Source organism: Wenjunlia vitaminophila DSM 41686 (genome assembly GCF_000380165.1).
GTDB classification, from domain to species: domain Bacteria; phylum Actinomycetota; class Actinomycetes; order Streptomycetales; family Streptomycetaceae; genus Wenjunlia; species Wenjunlia vitaminophila.
In genome coordinates this window covers 17,098-33,820 of sequence record NZ_KB904660.1, presented here as the reverse complement: position 1 = coordinate 33,820, position 16,723 = coordinate 17,098, and the positions used below count along the sequence as shown (strand labels likewise).

At 71.1% G+C, this 16,723-nt stretch carries 10 protein-coding genes and 1 pseudogene; 4 read left to right on the top strand and 7 right to left on the bottom strand.

Features of this window, described 5'->3' with window-relative positions:
• Positions 1-4: 4 nt before the first annotated feature.
• Both A3IG_RS0110145 and A3IG_RS35105 read right to left on the bottom strand, forming a co-directional pair.
• Positions 5-1,507 carry a TIR domain-containing protein gene (locus A3IG_RS0110145; protein ID WP_018383451.1) on the bottom strand — a complete coding sequence of 501 codons (1,503 nt, stop codon included), beginning with the start codon at positions 1,505-1,507 and terminating at the stop codon, positions 5-7.
• A 278-nt stretch (positions 1,508-1,785) separates the two neighbouring features.
• Positions 1,786-1,909: pseudogene (locus A3IG_RS35105) on the bottom strand (zinc ribbon domain-containing protein); the annotation flags it as partial.
• Positions 1,910-1,919: 10 nt separating this feature from the next.
• Here A3IG_RS35105 and A3IG_RS0110140 point away from each other — a divergent pair.
• Together A3IG_RS0110140 and A3IG_RS0110135 are read left to right on the top strand one after the other, a co-directional pair.
• The gene (locus tag A3IG_RS0110140; protein ID WP_018383450.1) at positions 1,920-3,722 is read left to right on the top strand and encodes a pentapeptide repeat-containing protein; all 1,803 of its coding nucleotides are present in this window, start codon (positions 1,920-1,922) and stop codon (positions 3,720-3,722) included.
• Between the two features lie 700 nt (positions 3,723-4,422).
• A complete protein-coding gene (locus tag A3IG_RS0110135) occupies positions 4,423-6,801 on the top strand; it encodes a family 20 glycosylhydrolase (RefSeq protein ID WP_018383449.1) in 2,379 nt (792 codons plus the stop codon).
• Between the two features lie 57 nt (positions 6,802-6,858).
• Here A3IG_RS0110135 and A3IG_RS31840 read toward each other — a convergent pair whose 3' ends face one another.
• The 3 genes from A3IG_RS31840 to A3IG_RS0110120 form a co-directional block, all read right to left on the bottom strand.
• A complete protein-coding gene (locus A3IG_RS31840) occupies positions 6,859-7,602 on the bottom strand; it encodes a phage antirepressor KilAC domain-containing protein (protein ID WP_018383448.1) in 744 nt (247 codons plus the stop codon).
• 472 nt (positions 7,603-8,074) lie between these two features.
• Entirely contained in the window at positions 8,075-9,418 is a 1,344-nt protein-coding gene (locus A3IG_RS0110125; RefSeq protein ID WP_040911177.1) for an alpha-lytic protease prodomain-containing protein, read from the bottom strand.
• An 88-nt stretch (positions 9,419-9,506) separates the two neighbouring features.
• Positions 9,507-10,478, bottom strand: coding sequence for a LysR family transcriptional regulator (locus A3IG_RS0110120; protein ID WP_026220102.1), 972 nt, complete (start codon positions 10,476-10,478; stop codon positions 9,507-9,509).
• A 662-nt stretch (positions 10,479-11,140) separates the two neighbouring features.
• Between A3IG_RS0110120 and A3IG_RS0110115 the strand changes: the two genes are divergently transcribed.
• Positions 11,141-13,780 (top strand): glycoside hydrolase family 97 catalytic domain-containing protein, encoded by a 2,640-nt coding sequence (locus tag A3IG_RS0110115; RefSeq protein WP_018383445.1) that lies wholly within the window; start codon positions 11,141-11,143, stop codon positions 13,778-13,780.
• A 472-nt stretch (positions 13,781-14,252) separates the two neighbouring features.
• The gene (locus A3IG_RS29230; RefSeq protein WP_018383444.1) at positions 14,253-14,777 is read left to right on the top strand and encodes an RICIN domain-containing protein; all 525 of its coding nucleotides are present in this window, start codon (positions 14,253-14,255) and stop codon (positions 14,775-14,777) included.
• 375 nt (positions 14,778-15,152) lie between these two features.
• Here the strand turns inward: A3IG_RS29230 and A3IG_RS0110105 are convergent, their stop codons facing one another.
• The gene (locus tag A3IG_RS0110105) at positions 15,153-15,581 is read right to left on the bottom strand and encodes an ATP-binding protein (RefSeq protein ID WP_322887992.1); all 429 of its coding nucleotides are present in this window, start codon (positions 15,579-15,581) and stop codon (positions 15,153-15,155) included.
• Positions 15,582-15,955: 374 nt separating this feature from the next.
• On the bottom strand, positions 15,956-16,723 hold the full coding sequence (locus A3IG_RS0110100; RefSeq protein WP_018383442.1) for an enoyl-CoA hydratase/isomerase family protein: 768 nt from the start codon (positions 16,721-16,723) through the stop codon (positions 15,956-15,958).

Below are 16,723 nucleotides of genomic sequence, written 5' to 3'. Positions count from 1 at the left end.
GTGTTCATCCCCCCGTTCCGTTCGGCCGAAGGCTGCCCAGCCGCAGGTGGACGGCGAGCACCGTCTCGGTCCACTGGTCGTACCAGTCCAGGTGCCGCTCGCTGAGCGGGTTGCGGAGCGTCGGGAAGAAGCCGACGCTCCCTGACCGGCCCGTGAAGTGCTGGTACCTGGGTACGGTCTCGTCGGACGCTTGTCGCCAGCCGTACCGCAGGGACAGGGCCAGGAAGTCCGCGTGCCGGCCCCTGCCCACCTGGGCACGTCGCCGCTGCGCGCTGAACCCGTGGACGTCCCCGGAGTAGCGTGCCCAGAGGGCGTCGACTCCGCGCAGCAGGGCGTCGGGTAGCCGCGGGCCGTCCGACCGGCGCATCCAGCCGTACTCCAGCCGCCCCACCGCGTCGAGCAGCAGCGCGGTCGTCAACAGGTCGGCGTGTTCGGTCTCGTGTTCGGCGAGGAGTGCCTCGAGCCGGCTCAGTGAGACGTGGCCGGTGCTGCCGGCCGCTGCCGGACCCCATGCCCCGGGGGCCGGCGAGGGCGACGCCGGCAGGGGTGGCGCCGGCAGGGGTGGCACGGTGGGCACCTGCCCGCCGCCCGGCCCCGGCAGGGGTTCGTACCCGCCGGGGCCCGGTTCCGACCGGCCCGACTGGCGGGAGTCGTACAGCCGGCGCAGCAGGCGCATCTCGTCCGACCCTGGCAGGGCTCCGTTCCTGGCGTCGAAGTACCAACTGCTGGCGAGCAGGTAGTTGCGTTCCCCGCGCAACAGGACGGGGAAGAAGTCACGGCTGTGCCGCTGGCCCTCGAGGATCTCCCGGGTGACGTCCTCGGACTCCTCGGCGTCCGGGGACATCAGGACGACGACCGCCAGGGCGTGCCGGAGTCGCTGTCTGATGGCGTCCAGGTAGTCGTCGCCCCAGCGGAGGTTCCCCAGCGACCAGGCGGGCAGGTCGTGGCGCCGCAGGTGGGTGACGAGCCGCTCCCCGTAGCCGGCGTCGGTCCTGGCGTAGCAGACGACGAACGCGGGGGGCGCCGGCCCGGTGTCGTCACGGCGGGGGCGCTCGGGGCGGGCCAGGTCGAGCAGTTCCGGCGCCACCCGGTTCCGCGGGGCGGGCTCCTCGCCGCGGAGCACCCCGGCGAGCTCCGCGACCTTGGCGTCGAACGTGGCGCCGCTGAGGTGGCGGAAGTCCACCCAGGCCCGGGTCGCCGCGAAGGGGGGCAGTTCGGCGTCGCCGCACAGCACCGGGATCAGCCTCAGTCCGCGTCCGCTCGCCGCTTCCAGCAGGGCCGCGTACTCCTGGCGCGCCCAGGGGTGGGTCATGGTGAGCGGGCCGACGACCTGGATGCCGTGGCTGGCCTGCCGGATCGCGGCCTCGAGTTGGTGCACGACGACGTCGCCGGGCCGCAGGCTGCACTGGTCGAAGAAGAGGCGCACCCCGTGGGCCCGCAGCCGGTCGGCGAGCGCGCGCGCCCAGTCGCCGTCCTGGCGCGCGTAGGAGATGTAGGCGTCGTACACCGTTGCCCCCCTGGTGGGTGCACCTCGGTCGTGCCGTGACGGCGGGGGCGGTACGGGCCCGGAGGAGTTCGCCGAACGCGGCTTACCGCACGTAGTCACGCACGGCGGTCACCCCGTGGTTCCACCGGGAGGGCACCGGTGGCCTGTCGGCAGTGGTCCACCGCGCCCCGCTCCAAGGGCACCACAGCCACCGTGCGCCCCCCGTCCGCAACGAGTGGGCGAACCCGAACCTTGACGCGGTCGGAAGCGGGACGTCCATCCTTGACCACTCAGCCTCCTCGGACGTTGAGTGGCGGCTTCTGGCGGACCGTGCCACAGGCCCCGCACAGCTTGCTGCTGGGAACCAGCGGTCGATCACCACCAGCTCGGCCCGTACCAGGCGCACGGGTACGCCAGCATCAAGGAGGGCCCGATGTCCAACCTCTTACCCAGCTCCCCACCGCCATGGCCCCACTGCGGGCGCGGTGCCGACAGCGGCGACCCGGTGGGCTGCCGTGGCCGTGCCGTGGAGCCGCACGGCACCTGCCTGGCCCACCTCCACGACGTCGAACGCGCCGCCTACCTGGCTTCCCTGTCCCCGGGCAGCGACCTCGACCACCGCGGCACCGTGTTCACCCGCGAGTTGCTCGGGCGTTTGCTCACCCCACTCGTTGACCCCGCCACCACCCGGCCGCGGCTCGGTGAGGCCCATTTCGAGGAGGCCACGTTCCGCGGGGAGGCGGAGTTCGGCCACGCGACGTTCTCCGGCACCGCCAGCTTCGACCACGCGACGTTCTCCGCCGAAGCGGGGTTCTACCACGCGACGTTCTGCGCCGACGCCGGCTTCTACCACGCCACGTTCTCCGACCATGCCAGGTTCGGCCAGGCGAGGTTCTCCGGCCACGCGGGGTTCGGCCACGTGACGTTCTCCGCGGACGCCGGGTTCTCCCACGCCACGTTCTCCGCCCAGGCGAGGTTCTACCAGGCGACGTTCTCCGCCGACGTGGAGTTCGACCACGCCACCTTCCGGGCCCATGCGGGTTTCGACCACGCGACGTTCCGCGGTGACGCCGGGTTCGGCCAGGCGCGGTTCTTCGCCCACGCGGGCTTCTTCCAGGTGAGGTTCGAGACCGCGGCGCAACTGGGTCCGCTGGTGTGCCGCGGCAGGCTCGATCTCACCGGTGCGTGGTTCGGCGCCCCGGTGAGCGTGGAAGCGGCGGCGGCACGTGTTCACCTGCAACGTTCCCGCTGGGGCTCGACGGCCACGGTGCGCCTGCGCTACGCCACCGTGGACCTGCGGGACGCGGTCCTCGAATACCCCGTGAGCATCAGTGCGCGCGCCTCCGCGTACCCGTCCCACCTCGGGCCGTTGGACGAGTCGCCGCTGAGCCGGTGCGGCTACGACCCCGGAGTGCGGATCACCTCGATCAGCGGTGTGGACGCCACCCACCTCGTGGTCAGCGACGTGGACCTGTCCGACTGCCAGTTCTCCGGCGTCTTCCACCTGGACCTGCTCCGCCTGGAGGGCCGTTGTGTCTTCGGGCGGACGCCCACCGGCTGGCACCGCCAGCGCCAGGTGCCCAAGCACTGGACACCACGGGTCACACTGGCTGAGGAACAGCACTGGCGCACCGCCCGGCAGACACCGGGGTGGAACGTCCCGGCCCCCGAGGACGCACCCGTGCCGGGGCCCGCAGCGCTGGCCCGCGTCTACCGGCACCTGCGCAAGTCACTGGAAGACAGCAAGAACGAGCCCGACGCGGCCGACTTCTACTACGGCGAGTGCGAGATGCGCCGCCACGACACCGAGCGGCCAACGGGAGAAAGAGCGCTGCTGTTCCTCTACTGGGCGGTCTCCGGCTACGGTCTGCGTGCCTCACGGGCCCTGGCCTGGCTGCTGATCGCGATGACCGTGACCGTGTCCGCACTGATGCTCTGGGGACTGCCCCAGACGACCCCGGCGCCGACGACCAGGGGCACACTGACCCACGGCCACGTCATCCGGGCGACCACCGACACGCCGGCCCCGGCCAAGCCCACCGGGCCGTACCTCCAGCGGATCACCGGTGACCGGTGGGAGAGGTCGCTGCGCATCGTGCTCGAGTCCGTGGTGTTCCGTTCGTCCGAACAGGACCTGACGACCGCCGGCGCCTACATCCAGATGGCCTCCCGCGCCGCGGAGCCGGTCCTGCTCATCTTTGCGATCTGGGCCATTCGCGGACGGGTGAAACGCTAGGGCCTGTCTGATAAGTCCCGCCTGGGTCGTGGCGCCTGGCACGCACGCTCGCTGCGTTGTCGGGATCGTCCATGTACGCCCAGTACGAGGACGACCCTCCACCTTGCGATCGCACGCACCAGACGCCGCGACCCCCGCCCTCCGGGCGGACGACGCTACTCATCAGACAGCCCCCAGGGCGGTCCCGTGCGGCGGACGGCGCTCCTGGACGTGCCGGCCGTCCGGGGCTTCCCCACCGCCACACAGCATTGAAGGCATAGACCTTCTAATAACGTTTCAAGGCAATGACCCCCCTCCCACCAGGCCCTTCTTCTTCAAGAGGTGTAGACCTCTTGACCAGAGTCCGCGTACGCCTCTACGGTCCGGTCATTCCCCCACAGCCGTTGGCAACGTGACGACAGGGAGGCGACCAGCGGCACGGCGCAAGTGCCGTACCAGGACCGGCCGTCCGCCCGGCGGCGCCCCGGGCACCGGTCCTCCCGTTCCCCGGGTCCACGCGGCGGGCGCGCCCGGTCCGCACCCCGGAGTCCGCCGGCACAAGGCCCCCGACCCGCACCGGGATGCCTCGGTGGACGCGCCCCGCTCCCACGCCCCACGACGTGGACGCGACCCGTCTCGGCCGCCCCCGCCGCCCGCACCGGAAGACCCGCCCGCACCGGAAGACCCGACCGCCCACCACACCTCCCGCCAGGAGAAGACGATGCCCCCATCACTCGACGAGCACTTCGTCCGCCGCAGAACCATCCTCGCCGCCGCCGGTTCCGCGGCGCTGGTCGCGGCGACCGCCGCGCCGGTCGTGGCCGCCCCGAGCGCGGGGACCACGGCCACCGACACCGCGACGACGGCGGCCGACTCCCCCTGGCCCGACCAGGTGCGGGACGTCGCCCGCGACGGGACGGCGAGCGCGTCGAGCGTCTACGACCTCGACCCGGCGAAGTTCGCCGCCGAGCACGTCAACGACGGTGACCTGGGCACGCGTTGGGGGTCGAACTCACCCGAGAACGGGTATCCCGACCCGAGCCGGGAGTGGGTGCAGGTGGAGCTCGCCGAGCCGAGCCCGGTGCACCACGTGGTGATCCACTGGGAGACCGCACACGCCGCGCACTACGAGGTCCAGGTGTCCGACGACGGCGAGACCTGGCGGACCGCGCTCGACGTCCCGAACGCCCCCGGCGGCCGGGAGGTGCTGGAGCTCAACCTGACCACACCGGTCCGCTTCGTGCGCATGCAGGGCGTCGCCGTGGCGACGGGGTGGGGCTACTCCATCTGGTCCATGGAGGTCTGGAACGGCCCCCGCCCCGGCGTGGGGCTGCCCGCGGGCCGGGTGATCCCGGTGCCCGTGTCCGAGACCAGGACGGGTGCCCAGCCCTACGTGCTGGGGCGCCACTCCCGGATCGTCGTCTCCAGCCGGCACGCCCGGGAGGTCGCCGGGCTGCTCGCCGGGTACCTGCGTCCGGCGACCGGCTTCCCCCTGCCCGTGGTGGCGGCGCCGGCCCGGCCCGGTGACATCGAGCTGGTGCTCGGCCGTTCCGAGGCACCGTCGCGGGCCCGGCTCGCCGTCGCCGAGGGCTACACCCTCGCCGCTGACCACCGGGGGGTACGGATCGGTGCGGCGACCGGGCACGGGCTGTTCAACGGCGTCCAGACGTTCCGGCAGCTCCTGCCACCGTGGATCGAGGGCGACCGGGTGCGGCCGGGGCCCTGGACCGTCGAGGCCACCGAGATCAGCGACTACCCGCGGTTCACACACCGGGGCCTGATGATCGACCCGGCCCGGAACTTCCTCGAGGTCGCCGAGGTCAAGGCGCTCATCGACGGCCTCGTGCGAAACAAGGGCAACGTGCTGCACTGGCACCTGACGGACGACCAGGGCTGGCGCCTGCAGATCGACTCCTGGCCCCGGCTGACCGAGGTCGGTGGGGGCATGTCCATGCCCGGCGGCAGGACCGGGTTCTACACCAAGGACGACTTCCGCGAGGTCATCCGGTACGCCGCGGCACGGCACGTCCAGGTGATCCCCGAGATCGAGATGCCCTCGCACTCGCACGTCGCCAGGACCGCCTACCCGGAGCTCTCGGGCAACGGCGGTTACCTGGCGGACCGGGAGAGCACCTACGCGTTCGTCGACGACGTCATCCGCGAGGTCGCCGAGATCTCCCCCAGCCCGTACATCCACCTGGGAGCGGACGAGTCGGACATGCCGCACGACGAGTACGTGCGGTTCCTGCGGCGGGTCGAGCAGATCGCCCGCGACCGCGGCAAGACGATGATCGGCTGGTCCCCGAGCTGCGGCGTGGGCCTCGACCCGTCGGCCGTGCACCACTACTGGCAGGACCAGAGCCGCGAGATGACCAAGGAGTGGTTCGATCCGCGCCGGCCGGTGCTGCTCTCCCCGACCCAGCAGGTGTACCTGGACTACCCGTATCCCGGGTACAACACCCGGCGCTCCTACTCCTGGAACCCGTTCGACCTGACCGACGGGTGGACCGGGGCCAAACTCCAGCGCGACTACGGGCTCAACAACGACGACATCATCGGCATTGAGGCACCGATCTGGGGCGAACGCATGCTCCGGGGGCTGCCCGACGTCCAGTACCAGGTGTTCCCCCGGTTGCCCGCCATCCTGGAGAAGGCCTGGTCGCCGGCCGAGGCCACCACGGACGCGGACGGAGTCGTCGCCAGGATGCAACTTCAGGGCGCCCGCTGGCTGTTCGGTGACGCCAACTTCTGGCTCGACCCGGAAGTCAGGTGGCAGACCGCCGCCGTCGGCGCCGTACGGGAGTCCGCGCCGGACGGCTCGGTGGACGGCAGCGTCGCCTCCGTGGCCATCCCCGGAGCGTCGCCGGCCGCCGTCACCGCGGTGATCGAGTGGGGCGACGGCACCACCAGCGACGCCACGGTCACCGGCCGGGCTCCGGGGGACCGCCAGGTCGGTGGCCTGCTGGAGATCGAAGGCAGCCACCGCTACGCCGACCTCGGCACCTACCGGGGAACGGTCCGGGTCAGTGGCCCCGGCGGCGCCGAGCTCAGCGCCTCGTTCACCGTGGTCAACAAGGGGGAGGCCAGCGACGGGGCCTGACCCGCGGGCACGGCGCCCCGGGGCGCCGTGCCGGCACGGTGGCTCACTCCGCCCCCGTCACCACGTCCGGCGGTCCAGGTGGCGGGGGTGTTCCCCACGCGAACGGGGCGCCGCGGCGCGGCTCCGCCAGAGGCCGAGCAGGAAGTCGGCGCCCGCCGGGGTGACGTAGGTGACCTGACGGCTCACCGAGCCGTTGGTCTCCGTCCTGACCCGGAAGTGGTCCGCGGCCCTATGGGCACCGCGGGGCACGTCCTGTCGGCCGCCGTACCGGGAGCGCTCCCGGTGGAACACCCCCTGTTCCACCAGCCAGTTCGTCAGCTCCCGCACGGGCACGTGGAGGAGGCCGGCGATGGTCGTCATCGCGATCAGTCCGTGCGCGTCGGTGAACCGGTCCCACCTGCCGGCGCCGGAGCGGACGGCTGAGCCCTCCCGGACCCGGGCGAGCAACTCCACCAGGGCGTCGTCGTCCTCGGGCACCGCGGCCGTGGCGGCCAGGGGGGCCTCCGCGGCCCTGATCCGCATGGCGAAGTACGTCTGTGCCGCGGCCACCTCGGGTTTGCGCGGGTCGGCGTTCATCACGACCATGTAGGCGCCATAGCGGGTGAGCTGGTAGTCCGCCCGGGGCCTCGGCCCACCGGGGAGGCGCTCGGCCCGTCGGGCGATGTGCAGGCAGGCCGCCTGACCACAGTTGGTGACCGCGGCCCGGGCACGGGAGAGCGTGTCCTCGAAGACGTCCCAGCTCGCGTACCCGAGCAGTCCTGCCAGCTCACGGGCGGACCACCACTCGCCGTCGTCGTCCATCCGACGGGCTCGGTGGAATGGACTAGACCCCCCGCTGTCGCCACCCGCTACCGGAGGGTTACTGTGGGGCTGTGCCATGGGTCCTCAATTCTCATGGTCAACTAGCCCTCACGCGGGGGTGCGATCCCCGTGTGAGGGCACACGTGATTCTTTCGCGACTCGAGGAATTCACGAGTCGGTGAACCAGAGTACCCCTCACGGGTGACCGTGCGTACGGATGGGCGCCTGACACGCCCGTTTGCCCCGGGGAATGTTCACGTACAGTCAGGAACGACTCCGCACGGCACCGCCGTCGGAGCCTACCGTTCCGCCACGCGCGCGCCCGACCACCGGCCGCCAGCAGCCCCCGTCCCCGCCGCCCGCAGGGCGCACCGGCACCCGTCCCGCGCACGCATGACGGTCGGGGCACACCTCCCACCCAGGTGCGCCCCGACCGCGTCCACGCCGCCGTGCGGCTGGTCCAGGCGTCCCGTCAGGACGCCTGCCACAGCGCCGGGGTGACCGGCGGCTCCCAACCGACCTGGGCCTGGTGGCCCTGGAGGCAGACGTAGCTGGTGGAGCCGTAGGTGACCTGGTCACCGGCGGCGTAGACGGTGCCCGCGGCCCAGGTGCCACCCGGGTTGCCCGGCCCCGGACCGGGGTCGTCGCCGGTGGTCCTCAGGGTCAGCCCGTAGGCCGAGAGGATCTCGTTGACGGGCTGGTAGAACGTGGTTCCGCCGCTGCTGCAATTGCCGGAGCCTCCGGAGGTCACGCCCTGGGCCTGGCTGCCGGATATGTAGGAACCGCCGGAGTCACCGGGCTCGGCGCAGACCGTCGTCTGGGTCACCTCGTAGACGGTGCCCTCCTGGTACGTGACGCTGGTGCCGTGCACCTGGATGGTGCCGCAGTGCCAGCCGGTGGTGGAGCCCGAGCGGCACACCGACTGTCCCACCTGGGCCTGGGTGGAACCGGTGACCTGGACGTTCGCCCCGCCCTGGCCCTTCACGTACGGGGTGGCGGTCCAGTTGCTGTTGGTCGCCACCCACGCGTAGTCGTTGCCGGGGAAGGAGGAGCCCTGGAACGTTCCCTGGGCGACCTGGTTGTAGCCCTGGGTCGCGGTGCCGGCCCGGCCGCAGTGGCCGGCGGTGGCGAAGCCCTGCGTGGTGCCCTTGGTCACCGGGAACCCGATGGAGCACCGCCCGCCCATGTAGTAGGCGTCCCCGCCGCGAAGGTCGTACAGGGCGCGGGGGCGTTCGGTGAGCCGCTCCACCCGCACCAGGTGGCGGTCGGCGCCGCTGGCGGCGATGAAGGACCGGGCGGCGGCGGACGAGGTCGCGCGGACCACCACGCTGTTGGAGGTGATGTCCACGTACCAGACCGGGGAGGCGGTGGTGGAGTGCGTGGTCGCCGCGCGGTCGAGGGCGGCCTTGGCCGCGTCGAGTTCGGCCAGGGAGTGGGTGACCACTTCGGCCCTGGCTCCGGCGGCGGTGATCTCCTCCGCCTCGTCGGCGTCGGTGGTGGCCACCGTCAGCTCCGCGGCGTCGCCCTGGAGCCAGGAGCCGGCGAAGCTGCCGCCGAGGGACACCCGGAGCTGGCCGGCGACGCCGCCGGCCCGGCTCTCGTTGACCAGGCGGGCCCTGGCCTGGGCCGCGGTGAGGCCCAGGTCCCGCTGCATGGCGTCCAGCACGGCCGGGTCCACCTGCGCCGCGGACCGGTCAGTCGCTGACGTCGAGGAGCCGGCCGGGCCCGCGGTGGCCGGGCCGGCGAGGCCGGTGAGGACCAGCGCGCCCACCGCGACCGCGGCCGAGCACACAGCCATGACACGTCTGTGGAGCATGGAAGTCTCCTTGGTTCGGGGGATGCCGAGCCAACGTAGCCGTGAGCACGTCAACCGGAGGAGACGCCAGTGCGCCCCTGCCACCGCGTTATGGGACGGCCGTGCCGAACTCGGGGTGGTCCGCCAACCAGTCCCGGTAGCTGGGGACCCGCTCCACCGCCTCGGCGTGCGCCGCCCTGGTGTGGCCCACCACCGCGGGGGCGACCGAGGCCGCGGACGCGTCCTGGTGCCAACCGATCAGGTGCCGCCAACGCAGCGGGGCGCCCGTCAGCGGCCTGGTGACCAGCCCCTCGGTCGGGGGGAACGTCGCCCGGCACAGCCCCACGGCCCGACCCACCTGGACCAGGTGCACACAGGAGGCGGTGTCCGTCTCGAACACCGACACCGGGGTGAACCCGACCCGGGCACAGGCGGCGGCGAAGCAGTCGGCGAAGCACCCGTCCCCGGGCACGTCGGCCCAGCGCTCATCGGCGAGCATCCCCAGGTCCACCTCCCGCCGGTCGGCCAGCGGGTGCTCGGGGTGCAGCATCACGAACACCGGGTCCACCCCCACCTCGCGCCACACCATCCGGTCGCCGACCGGAGGGGAACTCTCCCCGCAGGTGCCGATGAGGGCGTAGTCCAGTCGCCCCTGGGTCACCATCGAGGCCAGCTCCCCCACCGACCAACTCGTGTAGGTGGTGACCGGGGCCGCCGGGTGGTCGGTGGCCAGCCGGTCCACCAACCGGCCGAGGAGCGGCCCGTGGGTCGCCCCCAGTCGGAACCGGCGCGGCGTGTCGGGGGACCCGGCGGCGTGGGCGAACCGCACCGCTTCCTCCTGGAGTTCCCGCACGGCCGGGAGCAGCACCCGCGCGCGGTCAAGGACCAGCTCCCCCAGCGCCGTCGGCCTCACCCCGTGCCTCCCCCGTTCGAACAGCGGCCCGCCCAGGGCGCGTTCGATGCGTTTCAACTGCGCGCTGAGCGCCGGCTGGGCCAGGCCGAGCGAGGTGGCCGCGCCGGTCAGACTGCCGGCCTCGGCGATGGCCCGAATCGTCTTCAGGTGCCGCAGTTCCAGGTCCATGACCGACAGCTTGGGGCCCCGGGCGCCGGGCCAGCAACCGACGGTCCGGGACCGGCCGACGGCGTGGCCCGGCACGGGTCAACGGGGCGACGGGCGGCACCGGGAGGCTCCCTTCTCCGGTGAGCGGGACGCGGTGTGGAACCGCGCCTCCGGCGCTGGGCGGAGGTGGACGCGCGGCCCGCCACGTGGACCCGTCGGTACCCGGGACGGTGTCAGTTCTTGCGCGGTCTCTCTCCAGGCAGGGAGCCCGCCGCCCGTGCGGACTGGCCGTCGAGCGACTTGGGGTCGGTCTCTTGACATGCAGATGTCCGGCGGGTTTCCTAGGACCACCCGTTCGAATACATCTGTTTCTGTTTGGTTTTGTTGGCCGAACGGCCACTCAACCGCAGAGCCCGCGATACCCAGCCCTCCATCGGTCACGGCCGGTCCACCCGGCACGGCGACCCAGTACGCCGTGCGCCCGCCCCAGTGGGGGCGGACCAAGCCGTCAACTCCGTTCCAGGTACAGCATTTCGCCGCCCCGTGCCGCCCTGTGTCACGCCCGGTGACCTGCCGGCCCGTCACCACGCAGCAGGGGTCGGTGCGCACCCACTCCTCACTCGTCTACCCCTGAATGCGAAAGGCACATGGCACTAACGAAAGCCACCTCCAGAACCTTCTCCGTGCTGGTACCCGCTCTGGCCGCGACGCTCGGACTCGCGACCCTCACCGCGCCGGCCGCGCAGGCGGAGGACCAGCCGCAGAGTTGGACGGTGAGTCAGCCCCTGGCCTCCGGACAGGCGCTCACCGCCACGGTCGCGCTGAACGCCAGCGGCGAACTGTCCCTGGGAGTCCGAAGAGGCAGCACCACCGTGCTCGAACCGGCCCCCGTCGGGCTGGTCACCTCCCAGGCGGACCTGTCCACGGGCCTGCGGCCGACAGGTCGCAGTGACAAGCTGGTGGAGGAGACCTACCAGGCCACCACCGGCAAGCGCCTGAAACGTTCCACGTCGATGAACGAGACGCGGCTGTCCTTCACCGGCGCCCATGACACCCCCATCGACCTGGTGGTCCGGGTCTCCGACGACGGTGTCGCCTACCGTTACGACCTGCCGACCACCACCAGCGGCACCGTGAGCCAGGAGAAGTCGGCGTTCCAACTCCCGGCGAACGCGACGGCGTGGCTCACCAAGTACGGGGTGAACCACGAGGAGCACCACACGGAGACCACGGCTGTCAACGCCGCCACCGGCTCCTTCGGGTATCCCGCCCTGTTCCACGTGCAGGACTCCTACGTCCTGCTGTCGGAGTCCGGCGTCAACGGCAGCTACGCCGGCAGTCAGCTCGCCCACACCTCGGGCAGCAACCGTTACACCCTCAAGCTGTCCGATGACGACGTCGACATCAACGGACCGCTGACGACGCCGTGGCGCGCCGCCATCGTCGGTGACCTGGCCTCGGTCACCGAGTCGACGTTCACCGACGACATCGCCCCCGCCTCCCGGATCTCGGACACGTCGTGGATCAAGCCGGGCAAGGTGGCGTGGTCCTGGCTGGCCGGGGGCCACTCCGTGCAGGCCAGTCTGGCGGCACAGCAGTCGTTCGTCGACTACAGCGCCCAGCACGGCTGGGAGTACAGCCTGGTTGACGACGGCTGGAAGGGGCAGACGTGGATGCCCGACCTCGTCCGTTACGGGGCCCAGCGGGGCGTCAAGATCATGGCCTGGATCCACTGGACCGATCTCGACACCGAAGCCGAACGCGACACCGTCCTCACCCAGATGAATGAGTGGGGTGTCTCAGGCCTGAAGATCGACTTCATGGACTCGGAATCCCAGAGCCGTTTCCAGTGGTACGACGAGATACTGAAGGCGACCGCCGAGCACAAGCTCATGGTCAACTTCCACGGTTCGACCATCCCCAACGGCATACAGCGGACCTGGCCCCACGTCATCACCCTGGAGGCGGTCCGAGGCGCGGAGTACGGGGGGAGCCACTCCCTCACCGACCTGACCACGAACCCCTTCACCCGGAACGTCGTCGGCTCCATGGACTACACCCCCATGGACTTCCAGCAGGGCGGACACACCAACTCCGAGGCGGCCGAACTGGCGCTGTCCGTGGTGTACGAGTCAGGCTTCCAGAACCTCGCCGGAACCCTGAGCGCGTACCGCGCCCGGCCGGAGGTGGAGCGCTTCCTGGAGCAGGTGCCCACGGTCTGGAACGACAGCAAGCTCGTCTCCGGTCTCCCGGGGCAGGGCGCGACGTTCGCCCGCCGCAGCGCCAATCGCTGGTTCCTGGGGTCGATCTCCTCGGGCGGCGCGCACACGGAGCAGGTCCCGCTGGGCTTCCTGGGCGGGGGCGAGTGGCTCGTCGAGACCGTCCGCGACGGCAGCGACGGCCTCGTCCGCGAGTCCCACACCGTGAAGCGGAGCGACACCCTCTCTGTGCCCGTGCCGGCCAACGGCGGCTTCGTCGCCATCGCCTGCCACGCGAAGCCGGGCCAGACCACCTGTGACAAGGCGGTCGACGGGCTTCCCCCCGCGAGCTTCACCCTCACCCCCGACAAGGTGGAGATCGAGCCGGGTGCCACGGCGGAGGTGAAGGGCCGCTTCACCGTTGACTCCCAGGTCCCGGTCACGGACGTCTCCATCACGGCCGACGCTCCGGCGGGTTGGACGATCACCGGCACCGGTACCAGCGCCGACTCGCTCGCCGAGGGCGAGGCCCTCACCCCCACCTGGACGATCACCGCTCCCGCGGACGCGACCGTCAACACCGGGACCGACGTGTCCCTGACGGCCACCTACAGCGTCGAGCGCAAGGGCAAGGACGCGACCCTCACCAAGGAGAGCAAGCTGCGGCTCTTTGTTCCGGAGCCCGGTGTGGACTATGTCAGCGCGCTGCCGTTCGCCGCGGAGTCCAACGGCTGGGGCCCGGTGGAGCGTGACACCTCCAACGGCGAGAACAGCAGGGGCGACGGCAGCCCCATGCAGATTGCCGGCGACCGGTACTACAAGGGGCTCGGAACTCACGCCTCCAGTTCCGTGTCCGTCCAGCTCGACGGCCGGTACACGCGCTTCATCACCCAGGTGGGCGTGGACGACGAGGTGGGCAGCAACGGCGCGGTCGCCTTCGAGGTCGTCGCCGACGGCAAGGTGATCGCGACCACACCGGTGCTGACCGGGGACGACCAGGCGCTCACCATCGACGTCGATGTCACCTCGGCCCAGCAGCTCACCCTTCGCGTCACCGACGGTGGCAACGGAATCAACCACGACCACGCCGACTGGGCCAACGCCCGCCTGGTGCTGGCCGGCTGACCTCCGGCATCGACGGGCACCGCTGACCGACTGGTCCCCGGACGCTGTTGGCGCCGTGCCGCCCGCGTGACGGCGGCCCGTGCGACCCCCGTGGGGGTTGCGCGGGCCGCCGTTCGTGTTCACGGGTGGGTGCGGGTTCCCGCGGGCGTGCGGCGCCAGGGCTGTCCGAAGGAATACGACCCGACCGGACACAAAAGTCCGTCAGTAAGCCGACGGTTCCTCACGAAAGACCGAGGCTCATTCCCTCCGTCTCCCAGGATGGCGAGCGAAACGGGAAAGGGGCGGCGATGAGATGACAGTCATCAATCATTCCCGGGGGCACCGGAATCCGGTGCCGTGACCCTTCCGTGTGAAGCGCTCCAGAACATATCGCCGACGTGGGCGTTGTGGTGGATGCTGTCGTCTCGACGCGATTCCATCAATCGCCGCGTCATTTCGCGACGGTTGCCGTTTCTCAGGAGAGAGAGGGAAGATGGGCTTTCGACAGGCGGTATGTGGCGCGGTCCTCGGGACAGCGGTCGTCACTGCAACCGCGCTGGCCGCGATTCCGCAGGCCACAGCGGCCCAGAGTGCCAGCGACGGCATCCCGGAGACCGAGTCGTTCTCCATCAGGACTTTCGCCGACAAGTGCCTTGACGTGGAGGGCGCCAGTAGTGCGGACCTGACTCGGATCATCCAGTACACCTGCCACGGCGGCGCCAACCAGCAGTTCACGCTGCAGCCTCTTCACCACGGCAGGTATGCCATCAAGACCTTTTCCGGAAAGTGCCTTGATGTTGAGGGCAGAAACACCGCCGACCGGGCCCGGATCATCCAGTACACCTGCCACGGCGGCCCCAACCAGCAGTTCTCGTTCGAACCGGTTCCGGGCGGAAAGCTCCTCATCAAGACGTTCATCGGGAAGTGCCTCGACGTCGAGGGCGCGAACACCTCGAACCTCACACAGATCATCCAGTACACCTGCCACGGCAGGAGCAACCAGCAGTTCGTGATCTAGCTGGGCCGGGCCGTCCTGCCGGGAACCGGTTCCCGGCAGGACGGCCCGGGCGACGGGCAGTGGACATCAGCGACCACCGCGCGGCGACGGGCGGTGGGTGCACCGGAGTGCGGTACCGGGGCACCAAGAATTCGATTCTTTGTCGCATTAACGTCGCATTAACGATTTGCCGTCACTGGCCCGCGCTGCCATAGTCGAAGATGTCCGGAGGGAACACCACCGGACCAGACGTGATGGTCCTCTGACCCGGGCTCACGTCAGCGTACTGGCCACCACACCCCTCGATTACCGGTGGCACACGTGGCCCCGATCAGCCTCCAGGCGATCGGGGCCTGCCGTCCTTTCCGGACCCGCCCCGAGGCGTGGCGCACCGCGCTACAGCGGCGCCCGCAACTCGAACCAGGTGGTCTTGCCGTCGGGGAGGAGATCCACCCCCCAGCGGTCGGCGAGCGTATGCACCAGGAAAAGGCCCCTACCCCGCTCGTCCAGCTCCCGCACCAGCGGGACCAGGCAGGGCAACGCGCGGGAGGGGTCGCGCACCTCCACCCGGACCCACCCCCGGCGGCGGGCCATCCGCAGCGCGAAGTGGCGGGCACCGGCGTGCCGCACCGCGTTGCCGACCAGCTCGGAGACGAGCAACTCGCCCGCGTAGCACAGGGCGGGCAGGTTCCAGCGGCGCAGCACCGAGACCACCGTCCGCCGCGCGGCCCCCGCCTGGCCGGGGCGGGACGGGAACCACACCTCGTCCGTCGAGGGGTCGGCGACGACGTCCACGAAGGGGGAATGGCGGGCGGGCTCCCTCACGGGAACGCGTTCCATCGCGGTCACTGCCGATCCCCACCCCTGCTCTCGTCCACCAGGGCCCGTCATGGCCCCATGATGACCAAAGCGGTGGGCATTCGGGATGGATCTGGGGGAATTGATCCGGGGGGATGACGGGGGAAAGCGCACGCCAAACCGTATATGCGACAGACATACCGGGCTGCACCCAGGAGGGTTGTTTTGTTGAAACGTCGTCGCTCGATAGGAACAACGTTTCCTTCACCCTGTCCGCGGCGTTCCTGTGGTCCTCACCGGAGCTCACGACAAGACCGGTGGGAAGACGCGGACCAGGAACGCGAACGGGTTCGGCGGCGGGACCGTGGAACCCGGCCCCGCCGCCGGGATGACCGTGCCGGTCAGCGGAACTCGGCCTTCCCCGGTCCCTTCTCCACGAAACTGCGCATCCCGATCGCCCGGTCCTCCGTGGCGAAGAGCCCGGCGAACAGGTGTCGCTCGATGTCCAGGCCGGTGGCGAGGTCGGTCTCCAGCCCCGCGTCCACCGCCTCCTTGGCCGCCCGCAGCGCCAACGCCGGTCCCGCGGCGAGCCGGGACGCCCAGGCGTGCGCGGCCTGGTACACCTCGTCGGCCGGTACCACCTGGTCCACCAGACCGATCGCCAACGCCTCGGCGGCCCGCACCTGCCGGCCGGTGAAGATCAGGTCCTTGGCCCTGGCGGGGCCGATCAGCCGGCTCAGCCGCTGGGTGCCGCCGGCGCCCGGGATCAGACCCAGCAGGATCTCCGGCTGGCCGAGCTTGGCGTTCTCCCCGGCGATCCGGATGTCGGCGCACAGCGCCAGCTCACAACCGCCGCCCAGGGCGTAACCGGTGACGGCTGCGACGACGGGCTTGGGAATGCGGGCCACCGCGGTGAACGCGTCCTGGAGGCCACGGGCCCGACGGACCATGTCCTGGTACTCCATGGCCTGCATCTCCTTGATGTCCGCACCGGCCGCGAACACCTTCTCACCGCCGTACACGATCACGGCCCGCACGTCGTCGCGGCCGGCGGCCTCCGCCGCCACCCGCCCGAGGGCGTCCTGCATGGCGATGTCGAGCGCGTTCATCGGTGGACGGGCCAGGCGGATGGTGCCGACACCGTCTGCGACCTCGAGGGTCACGGTCAT